Raw genomic sequence first — 16,415 nt, 5'->3', positions numbered from 1 at the left:
CATGCGCGCCTTTATAGCCATCGTTCAACATTTCGCCAAGAGTAAAGAAATGGTGTATGTTTTTTTTAGGTTATAGCTATTAGGTTGAATGACCATGCCAGTAAATACAATTATGGGGTTATTTGCAAAGTCCCCGATTAAGCCTTTGCAACGCCACGTTGTGTGTGTCAACGAATGTTGCTCACACCTAGTGAAATTCTTTGAAGTTTCTTCAAAGGGTGACTGGGAAAAAGCCGCTGAAATCCGTGCTCAAATCTCGCATCTAGAGAAAGAAGCGGATGTGCTAAAACGTGAAATCCGTCTAAAATTGCCTCGCGGTTTGTTCATGCCTGTCGATCGTACCGACATGCTTGAGCTCCTGACTCAACAGGATAAACTTGCTAACTTGGCAAAAGACATTGCTGGCCGTGTATATGGTCGACAGCTTGTCATTCCTGAGGTACTCCACTCCAACTTCCTCGCTTACGTTCAGCGTTGTCTTGACGCTGCAAATCAAGCGCAAAAGGTCATTAACGAACTTGATGAATTACTTGAGACGGGCTTTAAAGGCCGTGAAGTAACTCTGGTTGCAGAAATGATTAATCAGTTAGATATCATAGAAGATGATACCGATACGATGCAGATTGAACTGCGCCAACAATTAATGGCGATTGAATCGGACATGAACCCTATCGATGTCATGTTCTTGTATAAGATTTTTGAATGGGTAGGTGGTATTGCCGACCAAGCACAGCGCGTAGGTGCTCGCTTGGAAGTCATGCTATCTCGATCTTAAAACATAAGTTAACAAAATAACGAAGAGCATTATCTGTACGTATCATAAGGACGATGACCATTTTCATCGTCTTGTGATTTGGCGTGCGTAGAATTTTGTTCCGCTTGTTATAAAACAACTAGGTATTACGATGGATATCCTTGCGAACTACGGCACTGTCCTGATTATTGTTGCAGCGATTTTTGGTTTACTGATGGCGATTGGTATTGGCGCAAATGATGTAGCTAATGCAATGGGGACATCTGTAGGCTCAAAAGCGCTAACCGTAAAACAAGCCATCATCATCGCGATGATTTTCGAATTTGCAGGTGCATACCTGGCAGGTGGCGAAGTTACCGACACAATCCGAAAAGGGGTAATTGAAACCTCTCTATTTGCCAGCCAACCCGATGTTCTTGTCTATGGCATGATGTCTGCGCTCCTTGCTGCGGGTACTTGGCTATTGCTTGCGTCCTACATGGGTTGGCCAGTATCGACAACTCACTCAATCATCGGTGCTATTATCGGTTTTGCTTGTGTTTCGGTCGGAACAGAAGCGGTAGACTGGAGCAGTGTTCAAGGTATTGTTGGCAGTTGGATCGTCACCCCAGTCATTTCAGGCTTTTTTGCCTACGTGATCTTTGTCAGTGCACAACGACTAATATTTGACACCGAAAACCCTTTATTCAATGCAAAGCGTTTTGTTCCGGTGTACATGTTTATTACCACGATGGTCATTGCACTTGTTACCATCAAGAAAGGTCTTAAGCACGTCGGTCTGCACCTTAGTAATGGTGAAGCCTGGATGTGGGCTGCTGCAGTGTCGGCTCTTGTGATGGCCGGCGGTTATTTCTACATCCAGAAGAAATTTGCCAACCGTGAAGATGACCACAGCTTCTCAGGTGTAGAAGGTATCTTCAGCGTACTCATGGTTATCACTGCTTGTGCGATGGCATTTGCGCACGGTTCAAACGACGTTGCCAATGCGATTGGTCCACTTTCTGCGGTTGTATCAACGGTAGAGCACATGGGCACGATCACGGCGAAAAGCAGCATTGCATGGTGGATTCTTCCTCTCGGTGGTATCGGTATCGTTGTTGGTCTTGCGACCCTTGGTCACAAAGTAATGGCAACCGTAGGCACAGGCATTACAGAGCTAACGCCAAGCCGTGGTTTTGCCGCTCAGTTGGCAACCGCTTGTACCGTTGTTCTTGCGTCAGGTACTGGTCTACCTATTTCAACAACACAAACTCTGGTTGGTGCAGTGCTGGGGGTTGGTTTTGCTCGTGGTATCGCGGCCCTGAACCTTGGTGTGGTTCGTAACATCGTGGCATCATGGATTGTAACCTTGCCAGCAGGTGCTCTATTGGCAGTGGTATTCTTTTACGGAATCCAAGCGATGTTCGCTTAAGAGAGCCGTCAATAGAATGTAAGCGCTTTGTCATTATTGACTCGATCGCACAGAAAGGGAGGCTTTGCCTCCCTTCTTTGTTGCACCGAAGTTTGAAACTGAATACTATGCGTCTATTTCCGGCTTCCATTATTCGAAGCCAAGGCTGTATTCAAAAAAGATCGTTAAGGGATTTACTGTGAAAAAACTAATCATCACGGTTCTATTTACGTTGCTTGCTGCCCCTGCAGCATTGGCAGCAGACCGTTATATTTCTGATGAACTATTCACTTTCATGCACTCTGGTCCAAACAACACATACCGCATTATCGGTAGTGTGAATGCTGGCTCTAAAGTACAACTGCTAAATGCCAACCGAGAGACGGGCTACACGCAGATTCGGGATGAACGTGGACGTACTGGTTGGGTACAGAGTAAGTTCGTGACAAATGAAGAAAGCATGGCGATTCGTCTTCCTCGTATCGAGAAAGAACTGAAAGAAGTGAAAGAACAACTGGCCAATGCTCGTCAGACTTCTGATACCGAAAAAGCAGGCTTAGTGACATCACTAGAAACCCGCAACCAACAAATTTCAGATCTTGAACATAAGTACTCTGAAATCAGCGATCAGCTTACCTCAGTTGAGACAGAAAACCGCGAACTGCGTGCAAAACTAGATACACAAAAAGATGACATGCTACTGAAGTACTTTACTTACGGTGGCGGTGTTGCTGGGATTGGGCTGTTATTCGGTTTGATTCTGCCACATATTGTGCCGCGTAGAAAACGCTCACCTGCTGGCTGGGCATAATAGACTGCCGCCGCAGCAAATTATCGGATACAAACAAAAGGCCACAACGATGTGGCCTTTTGTGTTTCTATTCTCTGCCCCAGATCAGCACTTATCCATTCCACTCGTACAGGGCGGGAATTCGGATCTGCTCTCCTTGAAACTCCACGACCACGGCTTGTGGTTGGATCTCTTTTAACGTCACTTGTCCATCCACGACATCCCCTTGATGATACTCAACATCATTAATTTTTACCCAACGACGATTGGCATCACTGGTGTACATGTGGGTTTGTAAATTAAGCGCAGGCAAACGACCCTGCCATTGCTTCGCATTTCTTTCTAAGTCATTGACTGGCGCGTTGCGAGATTCTAGTGAATCACCTTGCGACATAGCATTTTCGACCTTTCTCGCTAAATCCGGAGAGAGAGAGGATAAGTCAAGGCCCTCCAGAGACAGCCCTAGATCATCTTCACTAGAATACGATGACGCTTGATTTTGAGCCACAGGTGCGTCTGCACTTTCCGTACTGCTGTTATACTGTGCGGAATCTAAGTATGAGCCTATCTCTTGCGACAGCTCTGCTTGAGGCCACTCTCGCGACAATTGAGCCAACTGAGTTACCTCTGGGTATTCAAGCACGGTAAATGGCTGTTTAACGTCAACGACAGCGGATGACGGTGGTGAAGGTTCTACATGATTTGCAGAGTTTACCGTTTGGAGATACCAAACGGCTCCCAACGTAGACACACTAACGGGAATTAGAAAAAGTCCGAGATGTTTGGCTATCGACATTATGCGTCTTCCTCTTCAATACGATTGAGCGTCGGTGCGTTGAGCTGCACATTCTGTTGCAAGCGTTCGAGAGTACGTTGTCCTGCTATACCATCGACCGCGATACCTTGCCAACGCTGGAACAATTCCACACGCTCTTTCATCGCACCATCAAACGTTGACGTTCCTAAAGGCGGCTCACTCACCGCTTTCGACAGCAATTCATCTAACACTTCAATCGCGGGGCCCTCCATGTCGACACGCAATGTGCCTTTGAGTGGCGCTTCCCATAATTCGATAACATTGCCTTGCCATAGCGGTTTAAGCCAAGATGCGGGTAAACGCAGACGCTGCTTACCATTCAATACCTCGACTTTATCGTTGCCAATGGCATACAAAATCACATAACCGACTTCACCCTGATAATTCAGTTCTAAAATCACAGGACGGTTTTGTTGTATCAATAACGGCCAGGTCGCCATTTTCCTTTCGCAAACCATCGTCGACTGAGGCTCAGACAAGCAGAGGTTGTCACGCACTGATGCTCGGTATCCCCATAATCGGTACAAGTCATTGACAGCAAGGTTGGATTGTTTCTGAGCCAATAATGACGCACGTTGTTCATTGGTGAGTTGTTCCTGAACCATGGCAGCAACGGGCTTATGAATCGGAGCGTCTTCTTTCTGAAACACCGGAAAATGCGCGACAGATAATTGGGGTAAATCAAGCGTATGATTGGTGGCTGCCCAGCCAATTCCCAATGCAGCGGTGACGCCGAGCATGACGGTTCCCCACGCAGGCCACACAAATGATCGCCGTGCTATTCTTTGGCCAGATTTAGCATCTTGCTGATAAATTTCTGCCTGAAATTGCATGACCTCTTCACACGCTTGCAAAACCGTTTTCTTATCAACTACCACACTGCCCTGGTGGTAGCTCATATTCAGTGCTTTATCACAGATAAGGTTGATAAGGCGTGGAATGCCGTGACTGTACTTTGCAATCTGCTTGGTCGAGCTGTGATTAAATAACTGCTGATCACCCCCTGCCGTATGCAAACGAAATGCGATGTAGTCCGTGGTCTCTTTTTCATCAAGTGGCAACAGGTGGTAACGGCCCGTAATTCGCTGCGCGAGCTGGCGCAACTGTGTGGTTTGCAACAAGCGTTGAAGTTCTGGCTGCCCCACCAGCAACACTTTAAGTAGCTTTCTGGTGTCAGTTTCTAAATTAGTGAGCAAACGTAACTGCTCAAGCACGTCGGCACTCAGGTGCTGAGCTTCATCAATCACCAACAGTGTTTGCCAACCAAAACTGTGGTTGTGCAGCAAGTATTGATGAATCACCTGATTGAGCTGTTTCAATGTCGCCTGTTGTGGGTAGGCGACATTAAACTCATCACAAATCGCCTCTAGTAAGTCACGGCTCGAAAAAGTAGGGTTGAGGATCAACCCCGCTTTGGTGCTGTCATCCAAGTTTGCCAGCATCGCCTTCGCGACTGTCGTTTTCCCGGTGCCAACTTCTCCCGTCAGCATCGCGAACCCGCCCCCATCTCCCAACCCAGCTTTGAGATGCGTAATCGCCTCTTTATGGCGTTGACTCAGATATAAATAACGTGAATTTGGAACAATCGAAAACGGCTGCTCTACAAACCCGAAAAAATCTTTATACATTAAGCTCTCCAGCTAAAAACCCGCCCACACAGGATTCATTTACAATCTAAACATAGGTGCATCTGATGTTGGGAGTAAAGAAAAGTACCATTGCTTGCTACAATGTCCAACGGCATATGAATAAATTAAGAGGTAATTCGTGCAAGTTTACTTAGTAGGTGGTGCGGTCCGAGATCAATTGCTCGGTCTTGATAGCTATGATAAAGACTGGGTAGTGGTCGGGTCTACACCAGAAATGATGCTTGCTAAAGGGTATACCGCGGTTGGGAAAGATTTTCCTGTATTTCTTCACCCTGAGACGAAAGAAGAGCACGCCCTTGCAAGAACAGAAAGAAAATCCGGTGCTGGTTATACTGGATTTGAATGTTTCTTTGATCAAAGCGTCACATTAGAAGAAGACCTCATCCGTCGTGATCTCACTATCAACGCAATGGCAATGGACGATAAAGGCCAGATCTATGACCCTTATGGTGGCCAGCACGACCTTAATCATCGCCTACTCCGACATGTCTCCGATGCCTTTACCGAAGATCCTCTGCGAGTGTTACGGGTCGCCCGCTTTGCCGCGAAGTTAGCCTCATTAGGATTTTCCGTCGCAGAAGAAACTCAACAATTGATGCGCCAAATAGCGGAGTCGGGAGAACTCGAAACGCTGACGCCAGAACGCGTCTGGTTAGAGTGGCATAAGTCTCTCTCAACACCAAGACCAGATGTCTTTTTATCTGTCCTCCGTGATTGTGGTGCTCTGAGTGTTGTGCTACCCGAAATTGATGCGCTGTTTGGCGTCCCACAACCAGAGCAGTGGCATCCTGAGATCGACACAGGGATTCATACATTATTGGTCGCAGAGCAAGCCGCAAAGATCAGCCGTTCTCTTCCTGTCCGATTCGCAGCACAAGTCCACGATCTGGGTAAAGGTGTCACACCGAAAAGCGAATGGCCAAGCCATAAAATGCATTGCCATACCGGCTTAAACCTAATTAAAAAACTTTGTTCGCGAGTTCGTGTCCCTAACGAGTTTCGAGACCTCGCCTTAATGGTGTGCGAGCAACACTCAAATGTTCATCGAGCAGCAGAGTTAAAACCGCAAACCGTGGTTAAGATTCTCAACAAGTTTGATGTGTGGCGTAAAGCTGAACGTCTGGAAGACATTCTCCTTTGCTGCCAGGCAGATCATGCAGGACGTAAAGGACTGGCCGATAAACCTTATCCGCAAGCGGATTTATTCAGGAAGGCCTATCAGGCTGCTGCTGCCGTTGATGTTCAGGCAATCATTCGGGATGGATTCAAAGGCCCTTCGATTAGGGATGAGCAAGAAAAACGCCGCATTGAAGCGGTAAGAGTCGTTTTAGATAAATAGCTTAATCTAGATAAATAACTTAAATCGATAGATAGCCTTTAATCCAATAAAAACGCCCGCTCTACTGAGCGGGCGTTATTGGTCGATCATGATCTTTTCGTGGAAAAGAGCAAGTTAGGCGCTCAGCAAGAAGGCGAACAGACCCACACCCAAGATGAGGCGGTAGATAACAAATGGCGTCATCCCCATACGTGAAATCATCTTAAGGAAGAAGAAAATACAGATATACGCACTCACAAACGAAGTGATAATTCCGGTGAGAAGGAAGCCAATATGAATCGGTTCACCACTGGTGACCAGCTTCATGCCTAGGTAGCTACCAGCAAGTGCGATGATCGGAATTGACATCAGAAATGAAAAACGCGCCGCAGCTTCGCGAGTAAAACCAAGGTACAGTGCCGCAGTAATGGTTGCCCCTGAACGCGACGTCCCTGGAATCATTGCTAATGCTTGCGCGACACCGATAAAGACCGCTTTTTTCCAGCCAGTTTGGTATTCATCGGCATTCTGCTGAGCATTTTTATCTGCCCACCATAACAACAGACCAAACACAATTGTGGTGGTCGCAATCACGTAAGCACTGCGCAAGTAAACCTCAATAAGGTCTTTCATGAAAAAGCCGAAGAAACAAGCGGGGATCGTCGCTATCACAATCATCCATGCTAACGTCGCTTCTTTGCTTCGTTCACCTTTAAATATTGAGCCAAATAATGCGCTGAACAACGAAATGACTTCTTTACGGAAGTAAATCACCACCGCCATCAAAGTACCAACGTGAACCGCAACATCAAACGCTAAGCCTTGGTCTGCCCAACCAAAAATGGCAGAAGGTAAAATCAAGTGAGCAGAGCTCGAAATAGGTAGGAACTCAGTCAGTCCCTGAATAAGAGCCAAAATAAAGGCTTCAAAATAACTCATGTAAATAACTCAAATTAAAGTGAAAAAGAAACAGGTTTGAGTGAATCAACTGGCTGCATTGCTTGCCAAATTTCAGCAACAGTGCGGCCATCACCGGGGATCACCAAGTTAGGCTCCAAATCATAGAGAGGCTTTGTTACAAAGGGATATTTATAGATATCGCTGCGAGGTAACTCTGGGCTTTGCTTTGAAACGCACTCACCAAACAACACTATATCGAGATCCAGTGTTCGATCCTGATACTTTTGTGCGTTTTCCGCTCGTCCCCACTTAAATTCAATCTCACGAAGATGAGACCTCAATTCTTCTATTGATAAACCTGTACGTAACCTAATGATAAAGTTGTAGAAGTTCTGACTATTAAAACCAATAGGTGCACATTCGTATATCGGAGAAACAACAAGGTCTTCATCAAGCTTTTGTAACTCTTGATAAGCCGCCATGCAATGACGCTCCCGCTCTATATTCGTTCCAACACCGATATACGTGGTGATCATGCCTGGCCTCGCTCGATCACAACACCCACCGCCCGCGCTTGAGGAACCGCGCCAGGTTTCGCCAAACGGATTTTGACCCAGGGCACTGAGAAGCGCTGCATAATGATTTCAGCCACTTCTTCCGCAACCCGTTCGACTAACAGAAAACGACCATTTTCAATATGACTCAGAACGGCATCACTGACTTGCGAGTAATCAAGAGCATCTTGTACATCATCGCTTTTACCAGCAGGTTTATTGTCGTGTGCCATTTCAATATCCAGCACCAACTTTTGTTTAATTTGTTGCTCCCAGTCGTACACACCAATGGTGGTGATTACTTCTAGCTGTTCAATAAAGACTTTATCCAGAGCCATCTTATGTCCTTCTATAACAGAGGTCGGATACCCGTGAGGGGTAATTTGATCGTAATATTCTCTACCTAAGCACTCGAACGATCGCGAGAACCAGAGCACTTAGGTAAATAAACTGCGAACACCTTTATATACAGGAACTCGCATAATGCAAGCTCAAACGCAGAGAATATTTCTGCTTAAACCCAATTCGGGCTATGATAACAATCACACCGGATCTGAGCATGAAAATCCAATCCACCAAGGACTTCTATGGACGCACTGGCACTAATAATGACAATGGCCGCCTATTTACTGGGTTCTATTTCCAGTGCTGTCTTAATTTGTCGCGTGTTAAAACTGCCAGACCCACGCAACGTAGGGTCTCATAACCCTGGGGCAACCAATGTATTACGCATTGGCGGAAAAGGAGCGGCAGTCGCTGTCTTGCTGTGCGACATGCTCAAAGGCACGATTCCGGTTTGGGGCGGATACTTTTTAGGCATTGAACCCATCATTCTTGGTATTATTGCCATTGCCGCCTGCTTAGGTCACATGTACCCCATTTTCTTCCACTTCAAAGGCGGAAAAGGTGTCGCCACTGCCCTTGGCGCGATCGCTCCAATTGGCTTGGACCTTACCGTGATCGTCATGTTCACTTGGCTCTTAGTTGCAGTTATTTTCCGCTACTCATCCCTAGCCGCCTTGGTCACTGTCTTAATGACCCCTTTTTATACTTGGATGTTCAAACCGCAGTACACCCTGCCAGTTGCCATGTTGTGCTGCTTGATCGTGTTTAAACACCACCAAAACATTCGCCGCCTAGTTGCCGGCGAAGAACCGAAAATCGGTGATAAAAAGCTGACAGAAAAAAACTCGGCATAATACCGAGTCTCTTCCTAATTTAAGCTTAAGAGTAAACTTTATTTAAAAAGTTCAATAGCATCTGATTGACAAACTCTGGTTGCTCTAATGAGCTGATATGGCCAGCAGCAGGAATTTCAACCAACTCGCTGCCCGTAATGCAATCCTTCATCAGATAAGATTCAAAGACCGGGCGAGGTTTGTCTTCACAACCCACGGCAATCAACGTTGGTAAGGCAAACTTTTCCGAGTCATCGATCACATCACGACGACCAAATACCATACGACCAATACGAGCGACTTCTACTGCGCGCTCTCCTTGCAGCGTTTCTAAGTGACGCTTAAAAGACGCCACCAAGTTTGGATTATCATGCTCAGCATTGTTAGCAAAGAATAACGGCACAACCGTCTCAACTATCGGAGCAGGCACTGCTTGAAGTTGGCTAATGGTATCAAGCATCGCAAAGTATTTTTTATGGGTGACTTCGGGTTCCCAACCAATAAACGTATCCATGAGCACTAATGACTTAACCCGCTCGGGCGCCTGAGCCGTCAATTCTGCGCCCCACATTCCTCCAACCGATAAGCCAATGATAGAGAACTGCTCAACCTGTAGATGATCCATCAACGCCAACATGTGTTTTGCGTAATCGACCAAAGAGCACATCGAAGTAGGTGCGATATCAGACTCACCATGCGCCCACAGATCCGGCACAATGCAACGATAGTTCTGGCTCAACGCTTCGATTTGCGGTGCCCACATTTGGCTATCCCACAAGTAGCTGTGACCAAAGAGCAGAACAGGGCCTTCACCTTTATCTAAATAAGCAAGTTGCTGACCTTCAATTTCAAATGTATTCATTGTTCTATCCATTTATTCTGTTTCTCGTACCGAACATTTCAGCTAAAACATCTCGGTTAAAACAAAGGCCTCTATCGATAGAGGCCCTGAACGGTATGCGGTGGGTTATGCAATTGGCGTGAGTTGATCGATCGGCCAACGAGGTCTTGCCTCTACCGACATATCCGAGACTTCACCATTTTTCAAACGTTGCATACCAGCATAGGCGATCATTGCACCATTATCAGTGCAGAATTCAGTGCGTGGATAGTACACTTCTCCACCTATTTTTTGTGCCAGCTTTTCTAGCTCTGCACGCAAACGACGGTTGGCACTGACGCCACCTGCAATCACAATGCGCTTCATGCCTGTTTGTTCTAGTGCTCGTTTACACTTGATCGCTAAGGTCGCACACACAGCTTCTTCAAACGCTAATGCGATATCGGCACGAGTCTGCTCGTCATCCCCATTAGCAGCAATGGTATTGGCAGTGAATGTTTTTAGGCCAGAGAAGCTCATGTCGAGACCCGGACGATCGGTCATCGGACGTGGGAACTTAAAACGACCTGGTGTGCCTTTTTCAGCTAACTTGGAAAGCAGCGGCCCTCCAGGATAATCGAGCCCCATTAACTTGGCCGTCTTGTCAAACGCTTCTCCAGCGGCATCATCAATCGACTCACCCAGAATTTGGTACTCACCAATGCCTTTTACTTCCACCATCATTGAATGACCACCAGAGACCAATACCGCGACAAACGGAAATGGCGGTGGGTTATCTTCTAACATTGGAGCCAGTAAATGACCTTCCATATGGTGTACAGGTACGGCAGGCACACCCCATGCGTAAGCAATACTGCGGCCAATGGTAGCTCCAACCAAGAGCGCACCGACCAAACCTGGGCCTGCGGTATAGGCCACACCATCAATGTCTTTTGAGGTAAGGTGTGCTTCTTTCAGCGCTTCTTTAATAAGAGGTATGGTTTTTTTTACATGGTCACGTGAAGCCAATTCAGGCACGACACCACCATAATCCGCGTGGAGTTTTACTTGGCTATAAAGCTTGTGTGACAATAGACCCTTCTCATCGTCATAAATCGCGATGCCAGTCTCGTCACAAGAGGTTTCAATACCAATAATGCGCATGGTTTTCTCAGTATGCTTTCTGTATAGAGGAAATTTGGGCGTCATATTACCTTGCCTTGGTGCTGCAAACAAATTTTGTACAGACAATAATCGATAAAAGGCTTTACAAAGCGGTTATGATCGGATTAAAATTCCGCACCATTTTTGATTAGCTGGTAAATGGCCGAATAATTGTGATTTGGTCTGTCGAATTCCAGCATTAACGAATAACCCCTGAGGTGAAAGGCATATGCCAGTAGTTAAAGTACGTGAAAACGAACCGTTCGACGTTGCTCTACGTCGTTTCAAGCGCTCTTGCGAAAAAGCAGGTATCCTTTCTGAAGTGCGTCGTCGTGAGCACTACGAAAAACCAACTACAGTTCGCAAACGCGCTAAAGCAGCAGCTCAAAAGCGTCACGCTAAGAAGCTAGCTCGCGAAAACGCTCGTCGCGTTCGCCTGTACTAATAACTGAGCTCCAGAAGGAATTTAGTTATGGCTCTGATTGATCAACTCAAAGAAGAGCAAAAATTAGCGATGAAAGCCAAGGACAAATTACGCCTTGGTACTATTCGTTTAGCACTTTCAGCAATAAAGCAACGTGAAGTCGACGAGCGGATCACTCTGAACGACGACGATATCATTGCGGTATTAACGAAAATGGTTAAACAACGTCGCGATTCTGTATCGCAGTATGAAGCAGCGGGTCGACAAGATCTTGCTGATGCGGAACAAGCAGAAATTACGGTTCTTGAGGACTTTATGCCTCAACCACTGACCGATGAAGAAGTTGCTGTTCTTATTGAGAATGCAATTGCCGAATCTGGTGCAGCTGGCATGCAAGACATGGGCAAAGTAATGGGTGTTCTGAAACCGCAAATTCAAGGGCGTGCAGACATGGGTAAAGTGAGCGGTTTAGTTCGCGCTAAATTGGCTTAACGACCCCACCCAATTGCAGCAAGCCGTGCTATCCTTTGGAACGCACGGCTTGTTTGTATCTGGATGAACGAAATTACATAAAGCTTGATACACGTATTTTCTCTTCATCCGCACCAATCATGATTTTCTTTTTTTGTTAGGTTTTATGGCTGGACACATCCCTCGCAGTTTTATTGATGATCTCCTCGCTCGACTTGATATTGTCGACATCGTCGACGCGCGTGTAAAACTTAAGAAAAAAGGCAAAAACTACGGCGCTTGCTGTCCTTTTCATAACGAGAAAACCCCTTCTTTTAGCGTCAGTCAAGAAAAGCAGTTTTATCACTGTTTTGGCTGTGGTGCGCACGGCAACGCAATCGACTTTTTAATGGAGTTCGATCGCCTAGAGTTTGTCGAAGCGATTGAAGAGCTTGCCTCTTACTTAGGATTAGATGTCCCCCGAGAGCAGCGCAGTGGTGGCAGCGGAAATTTTCAATCAGGGCCTCAAGTCAGCAGCAGCGAAAAACGTAGCCTGTATGATTTGATGGGCAGCATTGGTCAGTTTTACCGGAATCAGCTCAAGTTACCAGCGAGCAAGGTTGCCATTGAGTACTTAAAAAACCGTGGTCTATCCGGTGAAGTCGTTCAGAAATTTGGCATCGGCTATGTCGCTGACGAATGGGATTTAGTTCGTAAAAATTTCGGCCAACAAAAAGAAGCGCAAGACATGCTCGTCACTGGCGGCATGCTGATTGAAAACGATAAAGGTAACCGTTATGACCGTTTTCGCGGTCGCATCATGTTCCCGATTCGCGACCGTCGAGGACGAGTGATTGGTTTTGGTGGCCGAGTATTAGGTGACGGGACCCCGAAATACCTCAACTCACCAGAAACGCCGATATTTCATAAAGGCAAAGAATTATATGGCCTATATGAAGTGTTACAAGCGTATCGCGAACCACCACAAATTTTAGTGGTCGAAGGTTACATGGACGTCGTCGCACTCGCGCAATATGGTGTCGACTATTCTGTGGCTTCATTGGGCACCTCAACCACTGGCGACCACCTGCAAGTGTTGTTTCGTCAGACAAGTACGGTTGTTTGTTGCTACGATGGTGACCGTGCAGGCCGAGAAGCCGCATGGCGAGCCATGGAAAACGCCTTGCCCTATTTAACCGATGGCCGACAATTGAAGTTCATGTTCTTACCTGATGGTGAGGACCCTGACTCTTTCATTCGACAGCAAGGCAAGCAAGCGTTTGAGCAACAAGTTGCGACAGCTATGCCACTGTCTGAGTTTATGTTTAGCTCTTTAACACAACAAGTGGACATGAGTTCGAAAGAAGGCATGGCAAAATTGAGCACGCTCGCGGTTCCTTTAATAGATAAAGTGCCAGGCGGCACATTAAGACTATACTTGAGAGAGTTACTGGGTCGCCGTCTAGGTTTAGTTGATGAACGGCAGTTACAGCAGCTTATTTCTAAACAAGGCCAAGAAGACAAAAAGCTTCAGCCGCATAAAGAAATTAAACGAACGCCAATGCGAGAAGTTATCGCGTTACTGATCCAAAACCCAGAATACGCAAGTATGGTTCCAGATCTCTCAAGCGTTAGAGATTTATCCATTCCTGGTCTAAGTTTATTTGTTGATGTCCTTGATAAATGCCAGGCGCATCCCCATATAAACACAGGCCAATTGATAGAGCACTGGCGAAACAGTCAGAATGAGGCACTTCTGTCTCGTCTTGCGAGTTGGAACATTCCGCTCGCAGAAGACAACCAAGAAGAAATATTTTTAGACTCACTGGACAAAATTCTCGCCCAGTGCGTAGAAAAGCAAATTGAAAACCTGCAGGCCAAAGCAAGAAGTGTCGGTTTATCAGCCGAAGAGAAAAGGGAGCTGCTAGCATTGATGCTAGATTTAAAAGCGTAACCCTGTTTAATTAGTCAGCAACAATTTAATTTGTTATAGTTAGTGGTTTGCATTTCGCATACTGATTCCTTCACCAGATTACGAAGTTGGATACCGTCTATGGATCAAAATCCGCAGTCACAGCTAAAGTCACTTGTTATTAAAGGCAAGGAACAAGGCTATCTGACCTACGCCGAAGTAAATGACCACCTACCTGCTGAAATCGTAGATTCAGAACAGGTAGAAGACATCATTCAGATGATCAATGACATGGGCATTAAGGTAGTAGAAACTGCTCCTGATGCTGATGATTTAGCACTCAATGATGACACAAATATTACCGATGAAGATGCTGCCGAAGCCGCAGCCGCTGCACTTTCTAGCGTAGAAAGTGAAATTGGTCGTACAACAGACCCAGTGCGTATGTACATGCGCGAAATGGGTACTGTAGAGCTACTGACCCGCGAAGGCGAAATCGACATCGCAAAACGTATTGAAGAAGGTATTAACCAAGTTCAATCGTCCGTTGCTGAATACCCAGGCACGATTCCATACATTCTTGAACAGTTTGATAAAGTTCAAGCAGAAGAGCTTCGTCTTACAGACCTAATTTCAGGTTTTGTCGACCCTGACGCTGACGACACTGCAGCACCAACAGCAACGCACATCGGCTCTGAGCTATCTGAATCTCAACTAGAAGATGAAGATAACGAAGACGTTGATGATGACGACGACGAAGATAAAGACGATGACGATTCAGATGATTCTGAAGAAGATGTAGGTATCGACCCTGAGTTAGCGCTTGATAAATTCAATCAGCTACGCAGCACATATCAAAATCTTCAGTTAGCGATCAACGAGTACGGCTTCAATAGCCCGAAAGCAACCGTCGCAAACGAAATGATGCTAGACGTGTTCAAAGAATTCCGTCTAACACCAAAACAGTTCGATCACTTAGTGAATGAACTGCGTACTGCTATGGATCGCGTCCGTACTCAAGAACGACTGATCATGAAGTCAGTGGTTGAATACGGCAAAATGCCGAAGAAATCATTCATCAGCCTATTCACCGGCAACGAGTCGTCTGAAGCTTGGCTAGATGAAGTGCTTGCGTCTGATAAGCCGTACGCAGAGAAAATCAAACGTAACGAAGAAGAAATCCGTCGTTCAATCGCGAAACTAAAAATGATTGAAAACGAGACTTCTCTAGACGTTCAAAACATCAAAGACATCAGCCGTCGTATGTCTATCGGTGAAGCGAAAGCACGCCGTGCGAAGAAAGAGATGGTTGAAGCGAACTTACGTCTGGTTATTTCTATCGCGAAGAAGTACACCAACCGTGGTCTACAGTTCTTGGATCTTATCCAAGAAGGTAACATCGGTCTGATGAAAGCGGTTGATAAATTTGAATACCGTCGTGGTTACAAGTTCTCGACTTACGCAACGTGGTGGATCCGTCAGGCAATCACTCGTTCAATCGCGGACCAAGCTCGTACGATTCGTATTCCGGTACACATGATCGAAACGATCAACAAACTCAACCGTATCTCTCGTCAGATGCTACAAGAGATGGGTCGTGAACCGTTACCGGAAGAACTGGCAGAACGCATGCAAATGCCAGAAGATAAAATTCGTAAAGTGCTGAAAATTGCTAAAGAGCCAATCTCAATGGAGACACCAATCGGTGACGACGAAGATTCGCATCTAGGTGATTTCATCGAAGATACCACGCTAGAATTGCCTTTAGATTCTGCCACAGCGACAAGCTTGAAAGGCGCGACGAAAGACGTGCTTGCAGGCCTAACGCCACGTGAAGCGAAAGTACTTCGTATGCGCTTTGGTATCGACATGAACACTGACCATACTCTAGAAGAAGTAGGTAAGCAGTTCGACGTTACTCGTGAACGTATCCGTCAGATCGAAGCAAAAGCACTGCGTAAACTTCGTCACCCTAGCCGCTCAGAAACTCTGCGCAGCTTCCTGGACGAATAAACCAAGCGCTAAAAAACACAAAAAGGTGACTCTAAGTCACCTTTTTTATTGCCTACCGTTCTAAGTGGATAAAAACTAAGCGCAATTGCCCTAGTTGGTATCTAGACACCTAGCCAAGCTTCCCCTATAATCGTTGACCTATTAAGGCCCCTTAGCTCAGTGGTTAGAGCAGTCGACTCATAATCGATTGGTCCGCAGTTCAAGTCTGCGAGGGGCCACCATTCAAATCAAGCACTTATCGCTTACCCTTCTTTGAATGTTGCCTTTTATTCCGTCCCGAGG

Annotated in this window: 16 protein-coding genes and 1 tRNA gene; 10 read left to right on the top strand and 7 right to left on the bottom strand. The window is 46.2% G+C overall.

Translation table 11 applies throughout. The features are described 5' to 3' along the window. The first annotated feature begins 94 nt into the window (after positions 1-94). The 3 genes from ONE56_RS01835 to ONE56_RS01825 all read left to right on the top strand — a co-directional run bounded on the left by ONE56_RS01835 (position 95) and on the right by ONE56_RS01825 (position 2,955). Positions 95-775, top strand: coding sequence for a TIGR00153 family protein (locus ONE56_RS01835; protein WP_041157008.1), 681 nt, complete (start codon positions 95-97; stop codon positions 773-775). Positions 776-905: 130 nt separating this feature from the next. Further along, a complete protein-coding gene (locus ONE56_RS01830; RefSeq protein ID WP_331438114.1) occupies positions 906-2,165 on the top strand; it encodes an inorganic phosphate transporter in 1,260 nt (419 codons plus the stop codon). A 178-nt stretch (positions 2,166-2,343) separates the two neighbouring features. Next, a complete protein-coding gene (locus tag ONE56_RS01825; protein ID WP_041156895.1) occupies positions 2,344-2,955 on the top strand; it encodes a TIGR04211 family SH3 domain-containing protein in 612 nt (203 codons plus the stop codon). 91 nt (positions 2,956-3,046) lie between these two features. On the opposite strand, the gene ONE56_RS01820 is transcribed toward ONE56_RS01825, so the two are convergent. Both ONE56_RS01820 and ONE56_RS01815 read right to left on the bottom strand, forming a co-directional pair. Beyond that, positions 3,047-3,730, bottom strand: coding sequence for a general secretion pathway protein GspB (locus tag ONE56_RS01820; protein ID WP_041156894.1), 684 nt, complete (start codon positions 3,728-3,730; stop codon positions 3,047-3,049). Continuing rightward, positions 3,730-5,379 carry an AAA family ATPase gene (locus tag ONE56_RS01815; RefSeq protein WP_423840160.1) on the bottom strand — a complete coding sequence of 550 codons (1,650 nt, stop codon included), beginning with the start codon at positions 5,377-5,379 and terminating at the stop codon, positions 3,730-3,732. The genes ONE56_RS01820 and ONE56_RS01815 overlap by 1 nt, the downstream gene beginning before the upstream one ends. A 139-nt stretch (positions 5,380-5,518) precedes the next feature. On the opposite strand from ONE56_RS01815, the gene ONE56_RS01810 reads away from it, so the two are divergent. Next, a complete protein-coding gene (locus ONE56_RS01810; RefSeq protein ID WP_041156892.1) occupies positions 5,519-6,739 on the top strand; it encodes a multifunctional CCA addition/repair protein in 1,221 nt (406 codons plus the stop codon). A gap of 114 nt (positions 6,740-6,853) precedes the next feature. On the opposite strand, the gene ONE56_RS01805 is transcribed toward ONE56_RS01810, so the two are convergent. From ONE56_RS01805 to folB, 3 genes are read right to left on the bottom strand one after another with little or no spacing between them, the layout of a single operon-like run. Then, complete coding sequence (locus ONE56_RS01805) at positions 6,854-7,657, bottom strand: undecaprenyl-diphosphate phosphatase (RefSeq protein ID WP_041156891.1); 804 nt, start codon at positions 7,655-7,657, stop codon at positions 6,854-6,856. 14 nt (positions 7,658-7,671) lie between these two features. After that, on the bottom strand, positions 7,672-8,154 hold the full coding sequence (gene folK / locus ONE56_RS01800) for a 2-amino-4-hydroxy-6-hydroxymethyldihydropteridine diphosphokinase (protein ID WP_423840159.1): 483 nt from the start codon (positions 8,152-8,154) through the stop codon (positions 7,672-7,674). Beyond that, positions 8,151-8,510, bottom strand: a complete 360-nt coding sequence (gene folB, locus ONE56_RS01795) for a bifunctional dihydroneopterin aldolase/7,8-dihydroneopterin epimerase (protein WP_041156889.1) — start codon at positions 8,508-8,510, stop codon at positions 8,151-8,153. The genes folK and folB overlap by 4 nt, the downstream gene beginning before the upstream one ends. 249 nt (positions 8,511-8,759) lie before the next feature. On the opposite strand from folB, the gene plsY reads away from it, so the two are divergent. Continuing rightward, complete coding sequence (gene plsY / locus ONE56_RS01790) at positions 8,760-9,371, top strand: glycerol-3-phosphate 1-O-acyltransferase PlsY (protein ID WP_041156888.1); 612 nt, start codon at positions 8,760-8,762, stop codon at positions 9,369-9,371. A gap of 25 nt (positions 9,372-9,396) precedes the next feature. Here the strand turns inward: plsY and ONE56_RS01785 are convergent, their stop codons facing one another. Both ONE56_RS01785 and tsaD read right to left on the bottom strand, forming a co-directional pair. Then, positions 9,397-10,212, bottom strand: a complete 816-nt coding sequence (locus ONE56_RS01785; protein ID WP_041156887.1) for an alpha/beta fold hydrolase — start codon at positions 10,210-10,212, stop codon at positions 9,397-9,399. Between the two features lie 105 nt (positions 10,213-10,317). After that, a complete protein-coding gene (gene tsaD, locus ONE56_RS01780; protein ID WP_041157006.1) occupies positions 10,318-11,334 on the bottom strand; it encodes a tRNA (adenosine(37)-N6)-threonylcarbamoyltransferase complex transferase subunit TsaD in 1,017 nt (338 codons plus the stop codon). A 229-nt stretch (positions 11,335-11,563) separates the two neighbouring features. Here tsaD and rpsU point away from each other — a divergent pair, with 229 nt between their 5' ends. From rpsU to ONE56_RS01755, 5 genes are all read left to right on the top strand, one after another. Then, positions 11,564-11,779: a 30S ribosomal protein S21 gene (rpsU, locus tag ONE56_RS01775; RefSeq protein ID WP_001145625.1), complete on the top strand. Its 216-nt coding sequence runs from the start codon at positions 11,564-11,566 to the stop codon at positions 11,777-11,779. Between the two features lie 27 nt (positions 11,780-11,806). Next, positions 11,807-12,250, top strand: coding sequence for a GatB/YqeY domain-containing protein (locus ONE56_RS01770; RefSeq protein ID WP_041156886.1), 444 nt, complete (start codon positions 11,807-11,809; stop codon positions 12,248-12,250). Between the two features lie 145 nt (positions 12,251-12,395). After that, a complete protein-coding gene (gene dnaG, locus ONE56_RS01765; protein WP_423840158.1) occupies positions 12,396-14,162 on the top strand; it encodes a DNA primase in 1,767 nt (588 codons plus the stop codon). A 99-nt stretch (positions 14,163-14,261) separates the two neighbouring features. Beyond that, on the top strand, positions 14,262-16,133 hold the full coding sequence (rpoD, locus tag ONE56_RS01760) for an RNA polymerase sigma factor RpoD (RefSeq protein ID WP_331438118.1): 1,872 nt from the start codon (positions 14,262-14,264) through the stop codon (positions 16,131-16,133). A 145-nt stretch (positions 16,134-16,278) separates the two neighbouring features. Beyond that, a tRNA-Ile gene (locus tag ONE56_RS01755) sits at positions 16,279-16,354 on the top strand. Positions 16,355-16,415 lie beyond the last annotated feature (61 nt).

Origin of the sequence: Vibrio mytili (genome assembly GCF_049563345.1) — a bacterium.
Taxonomy (GTDB): Bacteria; Pseudomonadota; Gammaproteobacteria; order Enterobacterales; family Vibrionaceae; genus Vibrio; species Vibrio mytili.
This window is presented reverse-complemented; position numbering and strand designations above follow the sequence as displayed.